This window comes from Pseudomonas sp. MS646 (assembly GCF_036693845.1).
Classification (GTDB): domain Bacteria; phylum Pseudomonadota; class Gammaproteobacteria; order Pseudomonadales; family Pseudomonadaceae; genus Aquipseudomonas; species Aquipseudomonas chlororaphis_E.
The window spans coordinates 4,351,523-4,367,595 of record NZ_CP144763.1; the positions used below are offsets into that span (position 1 = coordinate 4,351,523).

A 16,073-nucleotide genomic window follows, 5' to 3' on the forward strand; every position below is an offset into this window, starting at 1 on the left:
ACTCGATTTCACGGGCATTTTATTCTTGTCGGAAACGATACCGGAACAGTTTAGAAGTGTACTGGGACAGTTGCCAGATTACTCGACCGTACAGTGCAGTGACAGCCCCAACTGTACTCATTGCCCCGATTCACTGGCAAAAAAAACCCGGCACCTTCAAGGCGCCGGGCTTTCCAGTGACGCCGCCCTCAGCGGGCGGCGCCGAGCTGGCCTTTCTCGTCGGAGAACACGATCTCGACGCGACGGTTCTGGGCCCGGCCACGCTCGGTGGCGTTGACGTCCACCGGGTAGTCGTCACCGTAGCCCTGGACTTCGATGCGCTTCTCATCAATCCCTAAGTCCACCAGCACATCCGCCACCGCCTGTGCGCGGTCGCGGGACAGCTTGAGGTTTTCCTGGCGACCGCCAGTGCTGTCGGTGTACCCCTCGATGCGCACCACGCGCTTGGGGTTGAGCTGCAGGAACTGGACGATCTTGAGCACGACCCGATTGGCCGAATTCTTCAACTCCGCTTCGCCGGTGTCGAACAGCACATCGCCCAGGGTCATCACCAGGCCGCGATCGGTCTGGGTGGTGGCCATGGCCATGATCTGTTCCTCCAGCCACTTGCCCTGCTGTTGCACGCTGAGCAGCTTGGATTCGCGCAAGGCCAGTTGCAGGCGCTGGCGCTCCAGTTCGAGCTTCGCCGCACGCTCTTCGTTGAGCACCTGGTTGCTGTGTTCACGGGCGATCGCGCTGTAGCGCTGGCTCAAGTAAGCGTAATGCTGCACGTCTTCCCCGCTGCCCCAGTAGGTGGACAAGCGATCGGCACGGGCCAGGGATTCGCCGGCGCGGATCACATCCCGGGGCGCGGCGCGCAATACATTGGCGTCTTCCTTGACCTTCTGGAAATCGGCACTGGCCTGGTCGAGCGCGGCTTCGCTACGCTGGCCCGCACAGCCATACAGACTCGCCAGGCCGGCAATAACCAGGCCGCCGAGGACTTGGGACGACTTCATTGGGCGTCCTCCCTCAGTTGTTTGCGCAAGCGCTTGATACGCGTGTCGAGCACGTTCAGTTGTTCCTGGCTCTTGAGGGTCAACACCTTCGCTTCCGCCAGGCGTGCATCCAGTTCAGCCTGCTCGGCGCGCATGCGCGCCTTCTTGTAGGACTCGTCGGCCATGTTGGATTTGGCCCGGGCGAACTTTTCTTCAGCCAGTTTCAACTCGGGCACTTCGTCGGCGTTGGCGCCCACGGCCCGGGCCTGCTCCAAGGCCTGTTCGGTCAGGCGGATCTGTTCATTCGGCGCCGGATCGGCTGCGCAACCCGCCAGAGCCAGAACGGCCAGGGCAGCGAAAAGAGGTCGAATAGTCACTAATGTTCCCTACTGTTTTGGGGCACCGACAGGAGACTGCAACTGTGTGTTCCAGCGCTCTAGATTGCGTTGCAACACAGCCTCTGCCAGGCCGGACGCGGACAATTCTGTCATCTTTTGCGCCAGCTGTCCGCGTAACCATGGGTCATTGCAGGCCGAGTTATGGGAAACCGCGAGGAACAGGCCAGGCTTATCCACCGGTTGCGGCGCGGCCTGCAGGTCATTCGCCATCCCCAGTGTCTGCGCCATGGCCAGGCCCGAGTAGCGTCCCGCCAGGACATATTCCACCTCTCCCAACAGCAATTTCTGAAAGGCCTGGGTCAGGTTTGGCGTACGGGTGAGGGACAATTGCTGCTCTGCAAAAACGCCGAATCCTGCAGTCATACGTGACTTTTCCGACAAGGCGCCGGTATGTCCATGAAGGTCTTCGGGGCGGTTGATGACCAGCGTGGAGTCCTTGCGGGTCCAGACCAGGTAATCGTTTTCCAGCAGCGGCGGATGCACGTAGTCCAGGGCTTCGAGCCCGGTCGTGGTCAGCGGTGCATCGGTGAGCAAGTCCATGCGCCCGCTGCGCACTTCGTCCAGCGCCTGGGCACGCTTGCCGGCATAGAGCAGCTCAATCTTGATGCCCAGTTGCGCCGCCACTTGCGTCAGCAGGTCGGCACCGGCGCCAATCAGATGCTTGGGGTCCTGGGGGTCTTGCCAAAGATAAGGCGGCGCATCCGGGCTGCCGGTGGCGATCAGTCGTTCACACTTGCCGGCAGCGAGCGCCAACCCAGGCCCGACCATCAACAGGCCCAACAACGGCCAGCCGGCCAAACGGCGAAGATCCATGGCGACACGCTCCCCTTCAAAATGCAGACGATAAAAAGCCCGGCCAGGCCGTAGCGTTGTCATCAAGGGAATGGATCTGTGGCGAGCAAGCTTGCTCCCTCGCCACGATGATCCAGACAACCCTCAAATGAACACTGCTACCGCCAAAGCCGGGCTCTTTATAAGTGAAGAAGCCGGATTAGACCAGCTTCTCCAACTCGGGGACTGCTTCGAACAGGTCAGCGACCAGGCCGTAATCGGCCACCTGGAAGATCGGCGCTTCTTCGTCCTTGTTGATCGCAACGATCACTTTGGAGTCTTTCATACCGGCCAGGTGCTGGATCGCGCCGGAGATACCGACGGCGATGTACAACTGTGGCGCAACGATCTTGCCGGTCTGACCGACCTGCATATCGTTCGGAACAAAACCGGCATCGACCGCGGCGCGGGAAGCACCTACGGCAGCGCCCAGCTTGTCGGCCAGGGCGTACAGGTGCTTGAAGTTGTCACCGTTCTGCATGCCGCGGCCGCCGGAAACGACGATTTTGGCAGCGGTCAGCTCAGGACGGTCGGACTTGGCCAGTTCTTCGTTGACGAAGCTGGAAATGCCGGCGTCGTGGGCAGCGCCTACGGCTTCGACGGCAGCCGAGCCACCTTCGGCGGCAACCGGGTCGAAACCGGTGGCGCGCACGGTGATGACCTTGATCGCGGCAGTCGATTGCACGGTGGCAATGGCGTTACCGGCGTAGATCGGACGCTTGAAGGTGTCGGCGCTTTCTACCGAGATGATCTCGGAGATCTGGTCGACATCCAGGGCAGCGGCAACGCGCGGCAGGATGTTCTTGCCGTTGGACGTGGCGGCAGCCAGGATGTGGCTGTAGCCCTTGCCCAGCTCGGTGACCAGTGGCGCAACGTTTTCCGGCAGCTGGTTTGCGTAGGCGGCGTTGTCGGCCGACAGTACTTTTGCCACGCCGGCAATTTTCGCGGCGGCTTCGGCTACGGCGCCAGCGCCCTGCCCGGCGACCAGTACGTGAACGTCGCCGCCGATTTTGGCCGCGGCAGCAACGGTGTTCAGCGTGGCCGGAGCCAGCGCCTTGTTATCGTGTTCGGCGATTACCAAGATAGTCATAGTTAGATTACCTTCGCTTCGTTTTTCAGTTTCTCGACCAGTTCAGCCACCGACTTGACCTTGATGCCCGCGCTGCGTGCCGCCGGCGCTTCGACTTTCACGGTCTTGTTGGTGGAGGCGGTGGAAACGCCCAAAGCGTCAGGCGTCAGCACTTCAAGCGGCTTCTTCTTCGCCTTCATGATGTTTGGCAGGGACGCATAGCGCGGCTCGTTCAAACGCAGGTCGGTGGTGACGATGGCTGGCAGCTTCAAGGAAACGGTCTGCGCGCCGCCGTCGATTTCACGGGTCACGGCAACGCTGTCGCCGCTGACTTCGACCTTGGACGCGAACGTGCCCTGACCGTAGCCGCTCAATGCAGCGAGCATCTGGCCGGTCTGGTTGTTGTCGCTGTCGATGGCTTGTTTGCCGAGGATCACCAGCTGTGGTTGTTCCTTGTCGACAACGGCCTTGAGCAGCTTGGCCACGGCCAGGGAGGTCAGGTCTTCGGCGGATTCGACGAGGATGGCGCGATCGGCACCCAGCGCCAGCGCAGTGCGCAGTTGCTCCTGGGCGGTGGTCGGGCCGATGGAGACAACGACGATCTCAGTCGCCACGCCCTTCTCTTTCAGGCGTACGGCTTCTTCTACGGCGATTTCGCAGAAAGGGTTCATCGACATCTTGACGTTGGCGAGGTCGACGCCGGAGTTGTCCGCCTTGACGCGAACCTTGACGTTATAGTCGACCACTCGTTTGACAGCTACAAGAACCTTCATGGATTCCTCGTTACTCTCCGGTGAAAAGAAAGTCGCCTAGGCGAACCTGGCGGTTGATGCTCATGGGCGCAAGGGCACCTCTAAAAACGCCGGCATGAACCACACATGACCCTGCTCACGGGAGTGAAGACCATTGGTCGGCGAGACCGATGAGTCATTCAATATCGCGGCGTGTAAACTGCGCATCCGAGCCACGCAATACGTCACTTTGTGCTGCCTTCGCCCTGTCTTTAGAGGTGCTCTTGAAACCAACAGTCAGCCTACGGCGAGCGCAAAACCGCCCGTATCTTGACCGGAACGCCTATTCCGGTCAATACGGCAAAATGGCCAGGCATAAGCCGTACGTCAGTGATTTATCTGGGCTGCGGCAATTTCAAACAAACGTTTGTATTGGACCCTGAGAGTGGTGTAGATATAATGCGCCACCCAGAGAGACCCGCGTCTGATCCGTTGTCACTTTCGTCAGTTTTGCGAGTCAACAACGGATGCAACGCCCAACCTCCAATTAGAAAAAAACCGTGAGCCTTGAGTAGGAGATAGCCTGTGGAACGCGAATACATGGAATTCGACGTGGTCATCGTCGGTGCCGGCCCCGCTGGCCTGTCTGCCGCTTGCCGACTGAAACAGAAGGCTGCCGAAGCCGGTAAGGAAATCAGCGTCTGCGTGGTCGAAAAAGGCTCCGAAGTCGGTGCGCACATTCTCTCCGGTGCGGTGTTCGAACCCCGTGTCCTGAACGAACTGTTCCCCGACTGGAAGGAACTGGGCGCGCCGCTCAATACCCCGGTCAAGCGCGATGACATTTATGTCCTGAAGAACGCCGACAGTGCGAGCAAAGTCCCTGACTTCTTCGTGCCCAAGACCATGCACAACGAAGGCAACTATATTATTTCCCTGGGCAACCTGTGCCGCTGGCTGGCCCAGCAGGCCGAGAACCTGGGCGTGGAAATCTACCCAGGCTTCGCCGCCCAGGAAGCGCTGTTCGACGAAAATGGCGTGGTCCGCGGGATCATCACCGGCGATTTGGGTGTCGACCGCGAAGGCCACCCGAAAGAAGGCCTGTACACCCCCGGCATGGAACTGCGCGGCAAGTACACGCTGTTTGCCGAAGGCTGCCGTGGCCATATCGGCAAGCAACTGATCAAGCGCTTCAACCTCGACAGCGACGCCGACGCCCAGCACTACGGCATCGGCTTGAAGGAAATCTGGGAAATCGACCCGGCCAAGCATCAACCGGGCCTGGTGGTGCACACCGCCGGCTGGCCGCTGGACATCATGGGCACCGAGAACACCGGCGGTTCGTTCCTTTATCACCTGGAAAACAACCAGGTGGTGGTCGGCCTGATCGTCGACCTGTCCTACAGCAATACCTACCTGTCGCCCTTCGACGAGTTCCAGCGCCTCAAGCACCACCCGGTGCTCAAGCAGTACCTGGAAGGCGGCAAGCGCGTCAGCTACGGCGCCCGCGCCATCTGCAAGGGCGGCCTGAACTCGCTGCCTAAAATGGTCTTCAAGGGCGGCGCCCTGATCGGCTGCGACCTCGGCACGTTGAACTTCGCCAAGATCAAAGGCAGCCACACCGCCATGAAGTCCGGCATGCTCGCCGCCGAGGCGGTGGCCGATCGCCTGTTCGCCGAGTCCGAAGGCGGTGATGAACTGACCGCTTACGTCGACGGCTTCAAGAACAGCTGGCTGTATGAAGAACTGTTCGCCAGCCGTAACTTCGGCGCGGCGATCCACAAGTACGGCGCGATCATCGGCGGCGGCTTCAACTGGCTCGACCAGAACATCTTCGGTGGCAAGCTGCCGTTCACCCTGCACGACAACAAGCCTGACTACGCCTGCCTGAAGCTGGCGGCCGATTGCAAGAAGATCGACTACCCGAAACCGGACGGCAAGATCAGCTTCGACAAACTCAGCTCGGTGTTCATCTCCGGTACCAACCATGAAGAAGAACAGCCCTGCCACCTGAAGCTGACCGATCCAAGCATCCCGCTGGCCAAGAACCTGCCGCTGTACGACGAACCGGCCCAGCGCTACTGCCCGGCCGGCGTGTATGAGGTGGTGACCAAGGAAGACGGCGAGAAACGCTTCCAGATCAACGCCCAGAACTGCGTGCACTGCAAGACTTGCGACATTAAAGACCCGGCCCAGAACATCACCTGGGTGACCCCGGAAGGCGCTGGCGGACCGACCTACCCGAACATGTAAGCCGACCCGCTGAACATCAAGGCTCCCGCAATGGGGGCCTTTTTGTTGCGTGCCCATCCAAGAACATCGCAGACCAACGTGTGGGAGCGAGCTTGCTCGCGATGACGGCAGCCCATTCAACATTGATGCAAGCTGAACCGCCGCTATCGCGAGCAAGCTCGCTCCCACAGGTGAACATCACAGGATCAGGCGGCGCGTTCTTCCCCGGGACTGCGCTCGAAATAACGCTTGTACTCCCGGCTGAACTGCGACGAGCTCTGATACCCCACCTGATGCGCCACCTGCGCCACCCCCATGCCATCGATGAGCAACAGCCGCTGGGCCTTGAGCAAACGCAAGCGCTTGAGGTACTGCACCGGCGAGAGCAGCGTGCTGCGCTTGAAATGCTCATGAAACGTCGAAGCACTCATGTTGGCGCAGTTGGCGAGGGTCTCGACGTTCAGCGGCTCGGTGAAGTGCGCGTGCAGATGGCTCAGGGCCGCGGCAATCCGGGCGAACTGGCCGTGCTGTTCCACCAGCGCCCTGAGCACATCGGCCTGGGGCCCGCGCAAGGCGGCGAAGAGTAATTCGCGCAGTCGCGCCTGGCCCATGACCTGGCACTCCAGCGGATCATGCAAGCATTGCAGCAGACGTTCGACGCAGCCGCGCATGGCGCCATCGAGCACGGCACTGGTCATGGACTCCGGCGTCTGGGCCGCGAGGCTTCGCCCCGGCATCAACCCCATGGCCAGCACCAACTCGCCCAACAGCGCCCGATCGATCGCCACGGATATCCCGAGCAACGGAGCATCGGGCATGGCATAGGTTTCGCACTCGAACGGCACCGGCAGTGCCTGGATCAGGTAATGCCCGGCGCCGTACTCCAGCGTGCGCGGGCCCAGATAAGCCAATTTGCTGCCTTGGGCGATGATCACCAGGCTCGGTTCGTAGAGCTGCGGGCCACGGGCAATGTCCTGGCTGCACCGCAGCACTTGCACGCCCGCAAGACGTGTAGGGATAAAGCCGTCACGGGTCGCCAAGGGTTCGATCAGCGAAACCAGCGCCGCGTTGGCATCGAGATGACGAGTCAGCAACATGGGGAAAACTTCACGGAAAAAGGGATGAGGACATCATCGCAGGTCTGGCGCCCCATAGGAGCAATCCACGGCCAAGGTCGGAGGATTAGGCATGACACCCGTAGGAATCGCCATCGCCGCAGGCCGCCACGGCTCCCAGAATAGATCACCTCACTGTTCACTGCTTAGCGAGGTCCATCATGTACACCGCCATCGGATACGCCGCTCAATCACCCACCGCGCCCCTCGCCCCTATGAAGTTCGAACGCCGCAGCCCACGGGCCGACGACGTGGCGATCGAAATTCTCTACTGCGGCGTCTGCCACTCCGACATCCACCAGGCGCGCAACGAGTGGGGCATCGCCGTCTACCCGCTGATGCCTGGCCACGAGATCGTCGGCAAGGTTACCGCCGTCGGTGCGAATGTGACCCGCCATAAGGTCGGCGACGTGGTGGGCGTAGGCTGCATGGTCGACTCCTGCCGCGAGTGCGAAGCCTGTCATGCCGACCTGGAGCAATACTGCTATCAGGGTATGACCCAGACCTACGCCAGCCCGGACCGCGTGAGTGGCGGCCATACCATGGGTGGCTACTCCAACAGCATCGTGGTCCAGGAGCACTTCGTGCTGCGCATCCCGGCTGGACTGGACCTGGCCAGCGCCGCACCGATCCTCTGCGCAGGCATCACGACCTACTCCCCGCTCAAACACCACGGCGTGAAAGCCGGCGACAAGGTCGGCGTGTTGGGCATGGGCGGCCTCGGCCACATGGGCATCAAGTTCGCCAAGGCCATGGGCGCGGAAGTCACGTTGTTCACCCGCTCGGCCAGCAAGGCCGAAGAAGCCCGTCGCCAGGGTGCCGATCATGTGATCGTATCCACCGACGCCGCGCAGATGGCCGCCGCAGCCGGACGCTTCCACTTCCTGCTGGACACCATTCCGGTACAGCACGACCTCAACCCCTACCTCAGTACCCTGCGCTTCGACGGCGTGCACATCCTGGTGGGCCTGGTCGAGCCGATCGATCCGCCAGTGCATGCGGCCAACTTGATCATGGGTCGCCGGGCCCTGGCCGGCTCGCTGATCGGTGGCATCGCTGAAACCCAGGAAGTGCTGGACTTCTGCGCCGAACACAACATCAGTTGCGACATCGAGATGCTCGACATCCGCCAGATCAACGAGGCCTACAGCCGCATGATCGCCGGTGACGTGAAGTATCGCTTCGTCATCGACATGGCCACGCTCAAGGCCTGACGCAGTGGCCTGTACGGTTAATTCGAATACTCGAATTAGCCACACCGGCCACTCATCAGACCTTGGCGCCCAACTCCGCCGAAAGCCGGGCTGTGACCCCTTTGACCAGGGGAATCAGCTCGGCCATTTTTTCCAGCGGCATGTACGGCACGGTGCTGGCGATGCTGATACCGGCGACAATCCGTTTGCCGGCGTCACGAATCGGCGCCGCCACGCAGCGAATCGACGGTTCGTTGTCTTCCAGGTCGAACGCATAGCCCCCCGCCACGTACTCCAGCATCCGTTGCTGGAACTGCTCCCAGGATTGCTCCTGATGCTGGGGCCAGAATTGATGCTTGCCGCCGGCCGGCAGACTGATTTCATACAACCGCTGCCACATCTGCGGAGAATCATCGAGCATCAACGCCTTGCCGATCCCGGTGCGCGCCAAGGGCATGCGATGGCCCACCCGTGAGCGCATTTCCGGGCCGTTGCGCCCCGGATTCTTCAGCAGGTACAAAACCTCGTCGCCTTCGCGGATCGCCAGGTGCACGGTGTCCCCGGTGAGCGCCGACAATTCGTCCAGGTACGGCCCCGCCAGGTTCACCAGCGGCAGTTCTTCCCGGGCCTGGAAACCCAGCTCGATCAACTTCGGCCCCAGCAGGTAACCCACTTGTGGCACCACGCGCAGGTAACGTTCCTCCACCAGGCAACTGGCGAGGCGATGGGTGGTGCTGCGGGTAGTGCCGATCAGCCGGGCGATTTCCTTCAGGTCACGGGCGCCGCTGGCGACTGCCTGGACCACCCCCAGGCCGCGCAGCAATGTCTGGGTGCCCGTAGGCGCTGCGTCCTTGGTGGTTTTTGGTTCGTCTTGCTGCATAACCGGCCTTCAACAGTGAGCGGGGAACGGGCGGCATTATGGTCGCCCGCCCCGTCGGACTACAACTCGATGCGCTCGACCTTCCCGACCAGCAGAATGTAGGACAGCGCGCCAACCAGTGCCAGAACGGCGATGTAGGTGATGGCCGGGGCGAACGAATCGCCACTGGCCAGGAAGCCGATGACGATGGGCGTGGCGATGGCCGCCAGGTTGCCGATGAAGTTGAACACCCCACCCGTCAGCCCGAGCAGGCGTGCCGGCGCCAGGGTGGAAACCAACGACCAGGTGATCGACGCCAGGCCATTGCCGAAGAACGCCAGGGCCAGGAAGGCGATGACCAGCGGTGTCGACTCGACGAAGTTGGCCCCGATGATCGCGGTGGAGATCAGCAACCCGCCAATGATTGGCAGCTTGCGCGCGAACCCCACGGTGGCACCGCGCCGGATCAGCCAGTCGGAGAAAAACCCCGAGCACAACACGCCAACAAACGCCGCCAGGAACGGCAACGACGCCAACAAGCCAGACTTGATGAAGTCCATCCCGCGGTATTTCACCAGGTAGGTCGGGAACCAGGTCAGGAAGAACCACAACGTGGAGTTCAGGCAGAACTGCCCTAGGTAGATGCCCCACAGCTTGCGCTGGGTCAGGACGATGCCGAGGTCGGCCCAACTGAACTTCGCCTTGGCCCGGGTGGTTTCGGCCTGGATGTCCACCAGCCCGCCGCCCTCGCGGATTAACTCGATTTCGGCGGCGTTGGCGCCTTTGAAATCCCGTGGCTCGCGATACACCGCGTACCAGATCGCCGCCCAGATAATGCCCACGGCACCGGTCACCACGAACACCATGTGCCAGCCGAAAGCGTGTTGCAGCCACGCCAGCACCGGAGTCAGGAAGGCCAGCCCGACGAACTGCCCGGAGGTGTAGAAACCGATGGCCGTGGCCCGCTCGCGCTCGGGAAACCAGGTGGTCACCACGCGGCTGTTGATCGGATACGCCGGCGCTTCCAGGGCACCGACCGCCATGCGCAACACGAACAGCGCGATGAAGCTGGCGGCGAAACCGAGCATCACCGTGGCCGCCGACCATAACAACAGCGCCACGCTGTACAGGATGCGCGGCGGCACGCGGTCCACCAGCCAACCGCCAGGAATCTGCATGGCGGCGTAGGTCCAGCCGAATGCCGAGAAAATCAGCCCGACATGAATCGGGTCGATGCCCAGTTCACTGGTCAGTGCGGGAGCGGCGATCGACAGGTTGCTGCGGTCCAGGTAGTTGATCACCACGGTGATGAACAGCAGGACCATGATGAAAAAACGCTTGCGGCTGGGCGTCACCAACGACGCCTGCGCGCTCAGGGTGTGCGCTTGCATGTGAGGTGCCTCTTCTTATGGTTATTGAGGGGGCGGACGCTTGATGAGCGATCTCCTGACCTACGGAGATCAAACTGTGGGAGCGGGCTTGCTCGCGAAGAGGGAGTGTCAGCTGACGAATGTGCGGCTGACACACCGCCTTCGCGAGCAAGCCCGCTCCCACAGGGATTGGCGGAGTGTCAGGCAGTTACCACTCAGCAAAACTCCCATCGGCATGCCGCCAGATCGGATTGCGCCAACGGTGGCCGATGGCCGCGCGCTCGATGACGTACTCCTCGTTGATCTCGATGCCCAGGCCCGGGCCATTGGGGATCTTCACAAAACCCTGGTCATAGTCGAACACCTGCGGGTCCTTGATGTAGTCCAGCAGGTCGTTGCTCTCGTTGTAGTGGATGCCCAGGCTCTGCTCCTGGATGAACGCGTTGTAGCACGCGGCGTCCAGTTGCAGGCACGCCGCCAGGGCGATCGGCCCCAGCGGGCAGTGCAGCGCCAGCGCCACGTCGTAGGCCTCGGCCATGTTGGCGATCTTGCGGGTTTCGGTGATGCCGCCGGCGTGGGAGGCGTCCGGTTGGATGATGTCGACGTAGCCTTCACTGAGCACCCGCTTGAAGTCCCAACGGGAGAACAAGCGCTCGCCCAGGGCAATCGGCGTGCTGGTCAGCGGCGCCAGTTCCTTGAGCGCTTCGTAGTTTTCACTGAGCACCGGCTCTTCGATGAACATCAGCTTGTACGGGTCAAGTTCCTTCATCAGCACCTTGGCCATCGGCTTGTGCACCCGACCATGGAAATCCACGCCGATGCCGACGTTCGGCCCGACCGCATCGCGCACGGCGGCGACGTTGGCCAAGGCCAGGTCGACCTTCTCGAAGGTGTCGAGGAATTGCAGCTCTTCGGTGCCATTCATCTTCACCGCCGTGAAGCCACGGCCCACGGCCTCTTTGGCGGCGCGGGCGGTGTCCGCCGGCCGGTCACCGCCGATCCACGAATACACGCGGATCTTGTCGCGCACCTGGCCTCCGAGCAAATCGCTGACCGACACGCCCAGGGCCTTGCCCTTGATGTCCCACAACGCCTGGTCGATGCCGGCCAAGGCGCTCATATGCACGGCGCCGCCGCGGTAGAAGCCGCCGCGATAGAGCACGGTCCAGATGTCTTCGATGTTGCGTGGGTCTTTGCCGATCAGGTAGTCGGACAATTCTTCAACGGCTGCCGCCACAGTGTGGGCACGGCCCTCGACCACGGGCTCGCCCCAACCGGTGACACCCTCGTCGGTCTCGACCTTGAGGAAGCACCAGCGCGGCGGAACGATGAAGGTGGTCAGTTTGGTGATTTTCATCTTGTTGTCTCTCTTATCGGATGCAGCGCCTGCAGCGCCGGAAAAATCTTCAGTTCAGGGCATTCCACGCGGCCACATAGGCCTTGGCGCGCACCGCGACCTCCTCGGCCGTCAGGCCCGGCTTGAACAGCCCGGAACCGAGGCCGAAGCCCTTGACGCCAGCCTCGACGAACACCGCCATGTTGTCCGGCGTGATCCCGCCCACCGGCACCAGCACAGTCCCGGCCGGCAGCACGGCGAGCCAGGCCTTGACCACTGCCGGGCCCATTTGCTCGGCGGGAAACAGCTTCAGGACATGGGCGCCTTCGGCCAGTGCGGCGAAGGCTTCGGTGGGCGTGGCGACCCCCGGCGACAGGTACAGCCCTGCCGCTTTCGCCGCACGCAAGACTTTCGGGTCGCTGTGGGGCATGACGATCACCTGGCCGCCGGCGGCCTTGACCTGTTCCACCTGCTCAGGCGTAAGCACGGTGCCGGCACCGATCAGGCAATCGGCAGGCAAGGTACTGCGCAGAATGCGGATACTTTCGTACGGCTCGGGGGAATTGAGCGGTACCTCGATGACGCGAAATCCGGCGCTGTACAGGACTTCGCCGATGGCTGCCGCCTCTTCGGGACGCAGACCACGCAGGATCGCGATCAGCCCGTTGTGCGCCAGTGCTTGAGTGAGCATGTCAGACCTCCAGTCAGGGTTAACGCGATGCGGTGGAATCGAGCAGCCCGGCCGCCACGGCCAGTTGCCACAAACCACGTTCGGTGGCCTGTTCGGCCAGGGTCACCCGGGTAAAACCGCAGGCGTCGAGCGCTCGTTGATAACGGGCGCAGAGTTGGGAATTGCCGATCAGCACCACCGTTGGCAGGTGGACGCTGTTGCGCCGCTGGCGTTGCACGGCGGCCAGCGCCGTCAATTCGTGGCCGATCAACAGGCCGGAAAGGTAGTCCGCTTGGGCTGCGGCGCCGAGTGCACCGGTCAGGCCGAGGCTACGGGCGCTGAACACCGTCGACAGCGGGCCGATCTGACCGTCCGTGGACAACGCCACCTGCACGCCGCGATCGAAGGCCTCGCCGTCGAACGTCGCGCCCCGCTGCTGGGTCCGACCGAGAATGCTGTGATCACTGAGCACGGCGAAGATCTCACCGGTCATGAAGGTATCGAAATGCACGATGCAGCCGGCAGCCACTTCTACCCATTTCGAGTGGCTGCCGGGCAGGCCGATCAACACGGCTTCGTCCGGCAGGCTGTGCAGGGCACCAAGTACCTGGGTCTCTTCACCCCGCATCACATTGGGCAAGCGGGAACGTTGGATCACGCCGGGCACGATGTGCACATCGACACCGCGAAGACTGCGAACGGTTTGTAGGGAATGTCCGAGATTGGCCACGTTGGCCGGCGTGTCGCAGTAAGGCGCTTCGCGCCAGCCTTGGGCGCTGCCCACCATGCCGCAGGCAATCACTGGCAAGCCTGGCTGTGCATCGAGCCAGTCGCCACAGGCCTCGTCGAACGCCAGCTCGAAACCATCGCTGCATAGCCGACCGGCCACGGTGCGCGGCCCGGCGGGCAATTGCATGATCCCCGACGACAGCGCGCGCTGTTCCAGCACCTCGCCGCCGGCAGCGAGTTTGTAAGCCCGTAATGAGGTGGTCCCCCAATCGAGCGCGATCAATTGCGCCTGCATCCGCTTCACCTGTTCTGTTTTTTGGCAGTGAGTGAGGCGGACTATAAACCTGAGCACAGAAAAATCTCAATATATAAATAACACTCCCATATATTGGGAATAAAACCACCCTCCGCCAAACCCATCGCCATCCGCCCGCGACCCTGCTACGTTCTGCGTCGGATGCCTCTACTCTCAGGGAAAACGTAATGGGACAACTGTTGAAAATTCTCGGTCGGACCTCTTCGATCAACGTCAGGAAGGTGCTGTGGACCTGCCAGGAACTGGCCATCGACTACGACCGGGAAGACTGGGGCATCGGCTTCAATTCGACCCAGAACCCGGAATTCCTGGCGCTGAACCCCAACGCCCAGGTGCCGGTGATCATTGACGAGAATGGTGTGCTCTGGGAATCGAACACCGTCTGCCGCTACCTGGTGGGCAAGCATGGACGCAGCGATCTGCTGCCCGTCGAACCGGCTGCGCGGGCGCGGATCGAACAGTGGATGGACTGGCAGGCGACGGAGCTCAACCCGTCATGGGGCTACGCGTTTCACGCGCTGGTGCGCAAGAACCCGGCGATGCAAGACCCGTCGGCCATTGCCGCAGGCATCAAGGGCTGGAATGAGAAGATGGGCCTGTTGGAGCAGCAGTTGAACCGCACCGGCGCGTACGTGGCGGGTGCCGATTTTTCCCTGGCCGACGTGCTCATCGGCCTATCCGTGCACCGCTGGCGCCAGGCGCCCATGGAGCGCCCGCACTACCCGGCCGTTGCCGCGTATTGCAAGCGCCTGGAGCAGCGACCGGGATTTGCCCAGTGGGCGTCCAACGACCACTCGTGAGCCGTTCAATGGCCCTGGGCGAAATCCCGTAGCACCTTGCCGTCCATGCGGTAGCGCACCCATTCTTCCTGAGGCTGCGCACCCAGGGACTTGTAGAACTCGATGGCCGGCGTGTTCCAGTCCAGGACACTCCATTCGAAACGGCCGCAATCGTTGTCACAGGCGATCTTCGCCAGATGCCGCAACAGCGTCTTGCCCGCCCCGCCGCCGCGCTGGTCGGGGGTGATGTACAGGTCCTCCAGGTACAGGCAATTGCTGCCCAGCCAGGTGGAGTAGCTGAAGAAAAACACTGCGAAACCGATCGGCACGCCATCGCGCAGACAGATCAAACCGTGGGCGGTCGCGCCTTCGCTGAACAGGCTGCGCTCGATGTCGGCCACACTGGCGATGACTTCGTGACGAGCCTTTTCGTAATCGGCCAATTCGGTGATGAAGGCAAGGATTTGCGGCGCATCGCTGGGTTGCGCGGGACGGATCTCGATCGACATGGACAGGCCTTGTAGCCAATTGAAAACGCCATACTAAGCCGCTACGTCGCGCTCGTCACGGGCAGCGTCCAGCTTCTGGCAGATAGACAGGCGGTTTTCCAATGCGCCATTCGTCGCCCTCCAGGCACCAACCTCGAACCGCCAAGGCCCAAGATCAGGCAAGCATTCAAAAAAATGGAGGCGACACCATGATCACTTCAAGGCTGACTGCATTTACCCTCGCCACGCTGCTGTCCTCGGCGGCGTTCGCGGCGACCACTTCCGGCACCGGGCCGACCGACCCCGTGCAGGCGCCCAACTCCCCGGCCACCCAAGGGCTGCCCAAGTTGAACACCGACGGTACCGGCGGCGGCACCTTGAACAATGGTCAGCCACCAGCCGCCGGCACCGACCCGCGCGTGCAGGGCAATGACACGGGGCGCCAGGGCGGGATGAATACCCCGGACGCCACCGCCCCCGACAACGCCGGCACCGGCGTGGGCTCGAAAACCACCACCGGGGGTTCGGGTTCCGAAGGCGGCGGCGCCAGCCAGTAAGCGCGGCTCACACACCGGAGGAGGAAGATCCCATGCCTCGTGGAAGCAAAGACAAGTACACCGCCGAGCAAAAGCGCAAGGCCGAGCACATCGAGGAAAGCTACGAGAAGAAAGGCTTGTCCGAAGAGAAGGCCGAGGCCCGGGCCTGGGCGACGGTGAACAAGCAATCGGGGGGTGGCGAACGCGCCGGCGGTTCGGGGAAGGACAAGCCGGTGGCGCGGAAGAAAACCGATCGCAAGGCGTCCGCCCGCCGCGCCGCCAAGACCCGCGAAGGCCATCCGCGCAGCAGCAAGGCCTCCCACCAGACGCAAACGGTGGACAGCCTGATGAAGGAAGCCCGGGCGAAAAACATCCCCGGGCGTTCGAAGATGCGCAAGCAGGAACTGGTCGAGGCGTTGCGCAAGGCAGGGTGATGGTTGAGCGTCA

The 16,073-nt window shown here is 62.2% G+C and carries 17 protein-coding genes; 5 read left to right on the forward strand and 12 right to left on the reverse strand.

Features of this window, described 5'->3' with window-relative positions:
• Positions 1-188 precede the first annotated feature (188 nt).
• The 5 genes from V3H56_RS18960 to V3H56_RS18980 form a co-directional block, all read right to left on the reverse strand.
• Positions 189-998 carry an OmpA family protein gene (locus V3H56_RS18960; protein ID WP_042732092.1) on the reverse strand — a complete coding sequence of 270 codons (810 nt, stop codon included), beginning with the start codon at positions 996-998 and terminating at the stop codon, positions 189-191.
• On the reverse strand, positions 995-1,354 hold the full coding sequence (locus V3H56_RS18965; protein ID WP_042732091.1) for a DUF4398 domain-containing protein: 360 nt from the start codon (positions 1,352-1,354) through the stop codon (positions 995-997). The genes V3H56_RS18960 and V3H56_RS18965 overlap by 4 nt, the downstream gene beginning before the upstream one ends.
• Before the next feature lie 9 nt (positions 1,355-1,363).
• A complete protein-coding gene (locus V3H56_RS18970) occupies positions 1,364-2,188 on the reverse strand; it encodes a transporter substrate-binding domain-containing protein (RefSeq protein WP_042732090.1) in 825 nt (274 codons plus the stop codon).
• 178 nt (positions 2,189-2,366) lie between these two features.
• Positions 2,367-3,296 carry an FAD-binding protein gene (locus tag V3H56_RS18975; RefSeq protein ID WP_047736411.1) on the reverse strand — a complete coding sequence of 310 codons (930 nt, stop codon included), beginning with the start codon at positions 3,294-3,296 and terminating at the stop codon, positions 2,367-2,369.
• Positions 3,297-3,298: 2 nt separating this feature from the next.
• Positions 3,299-4,048: an electron transfer flavoprotein subunit beta/FixA family protein gene (locus tag V3H56_RS18980; RefSeq protein WP_028620627.1), complete on the reverse strand. Its 750-nt coding sequence runs from the start codon at positions 4,046-4,048 to the stop codon at positions 3,299-3,301.
• A gap of 543 nt (positions 4,049-4,591) precedes the next feature.
• Here V3H56_RS18980 and V3H56_RS18985 point away from each other — a divergent pair.
• Positions 4,592-6,256 (forward strand): electron transfer flavoprotein-ubiquinone oxidoreductase, encoded by a 1,665-nt coding sequence (locus V3H56_RS18985; RefSeq protein WP_338473756.1) that lies wholly within the window; start codon positions 4,592-4,594, stop codon positions 6,254-6,256.
• Positions 6,257-6,441: 185 nt separating this feature from the next.
• Here V3H56_RS18985 and V3H56_RS18990 read toward each other — a convergent pair whose 3' ends face one another.
• Complete coding sequence (locus V3H56_RS18990; RefSeq protein ID WP_042732993.1) at positions 6,442-7,332, reverse strand: AraC family transcriptional regulator; 891 nt, start codon at positions 7,330-7,332, stop codon at positions 6,442-6,444.
• A gap of 179 nt (positions 7,333-7,511) precedes the next feature.
• Here V3H56_RS18990 and V3H56_RS18995 point away from each other — a divergent pair, with 179 nt between their 5' ends.
• Entirely contained in the window at positions 7,512-8,564 is a 1,053-nt protein-coding gene (locus V3H56_RS18995) for an NAD(P)-dependent alcohol dehydrogenase (RefSeq protein WP_338473757.1), read from the forward strand.
• A gap of 55 nt (positions 8,565-8,619) precedes the next feature.
• Here the strand turns inward: V3H56_RS18995 and V3H56_RS19000 are convergent, their stop codons facing one another.
• The 5 genes from V3H56_RS19000 to V3H56_RS19020 form a co-directional block, all read right to left on the reverse strand.
• A complete protein-coding gene (locus V3H56_RS19000; RefSeq protein ID WP_042732127.1) occupies positions 8,620-9,423 on the reverse strand; it encodes an IclR family transcriptional regulator in 804 nt (267 codons plus the stop codon).
• Positions 9,424-9,482: 59 nt separating this feature from the next.
• Positions 9,483-10,793, reverse strand: coding sequence for an MFS transporter (locus V3H56_RS19005; RefSeq protein WP_042732128.1), 1,311 nt, complete (start codon positions 10,791-10,793; stop codon positions 9,483-9,485).
• Positions 10,794-10,980: 187 nt separating this feature from the next.
• Positions 10,981-12,129 carry a galactonate dehydratase gene (dgoD, locus tag V3H56_RS19010; protein WP_042732129.1) on the reverse strand — a complete coding sequence of 383 codons (1,149 nt, stop codon included), beginning with the start codon at positions 12,127-12,129 and terminating at the stop codon, positions 10,981-10,983.
• A 49-nt stretch (positions 12,130-12,178) separates the two neighbouring features.
• On the reverse strand, positions 12,179-12,799 hold the full coding sequence (locus tag V3H56_RS19015; protein ID WP_042732130.1) for a 2-dehydro-3-deoxy-6-phosphogalactonate aldolase: 621 nt from the start codon (positions 12,797-12,799) through the stop codon (positions 12,179-12,181).
• Positions 12,800-12,818: 19 nt separating this feature from the next.
• The gene (locus V3H56_RS19020; RefSeq protein WP_338473758.1) at positions 12,819-13,802 is read right to left on the reverse strand and encodes a 2-dehydro-3-deoxygalactonokinase; all 984 of its coding nucleotides are present in this window, start codon (positions 13,800-13,802) and stop codon (positions 12,819-12,821) included.
• A 188-nt stretch (positions 13,803-13,990) separates the two neighbouring features.
• Between V3H56_RS19020 and V3H56_RS19025 the strand changes: the two genes are divergently transcribed.
• Complete coding sequence (locus V3H56_RS19025; RefSeq protein ID WP_123578329.1) at positions 13,991-14,623, forward strand: glutathione S-transferase family protein; 633 nt, start codon at positions 13,991-13,993, stop codon at positions 14,621-14,623.
• A gap of 5 nt (positions 14,624-14,628) precedes the next feature.
• On the opposite strand, the gene V3H56_RS19030 is transcribed toward V3H56_RS19025, so the two are convergent.
• On the reverse strand, positions 14,629-15,111 hold the full coding sequence (locus V3H56_RS19030; protein WP_042730311.1) for a GNAT family N-acetyltransferase: 483 nt from the start codon (positions 15,109-15,111) through the stop codon (positions 14,629-14,631).
• 188 nt (positions 15,112-15,299) lie between these two features.
• Between V3H56_RS19030 and V3H56_RS19035 the strand changes: the two genes are divergently transcribed.
• Positions 15,300-15,647: a hypothetical protein gene (locus V3H56_RS19035; protein WP_338473759.1), complete on the forward strand. Its 348-nt coding sequence runs from the start codon at positions 15,300-15,302 to the stop codon at positions 15,645-15,647.
• A gap of 32 nt (positions 15,648-15,679) precedes the next feature.
• Complete coding sequence (locus V3H56_RS19040) at positions 15,680-16,060, forward strand: Rho termination factor N-terminal domain-containing protein (protein WP_338473760.1); 381 nt, start codon at positions 15,680-15,682, stop codon at positions 16,058-16,060.
• Positions 16,061-16,073: the final 13 nt, after the last annotated feature.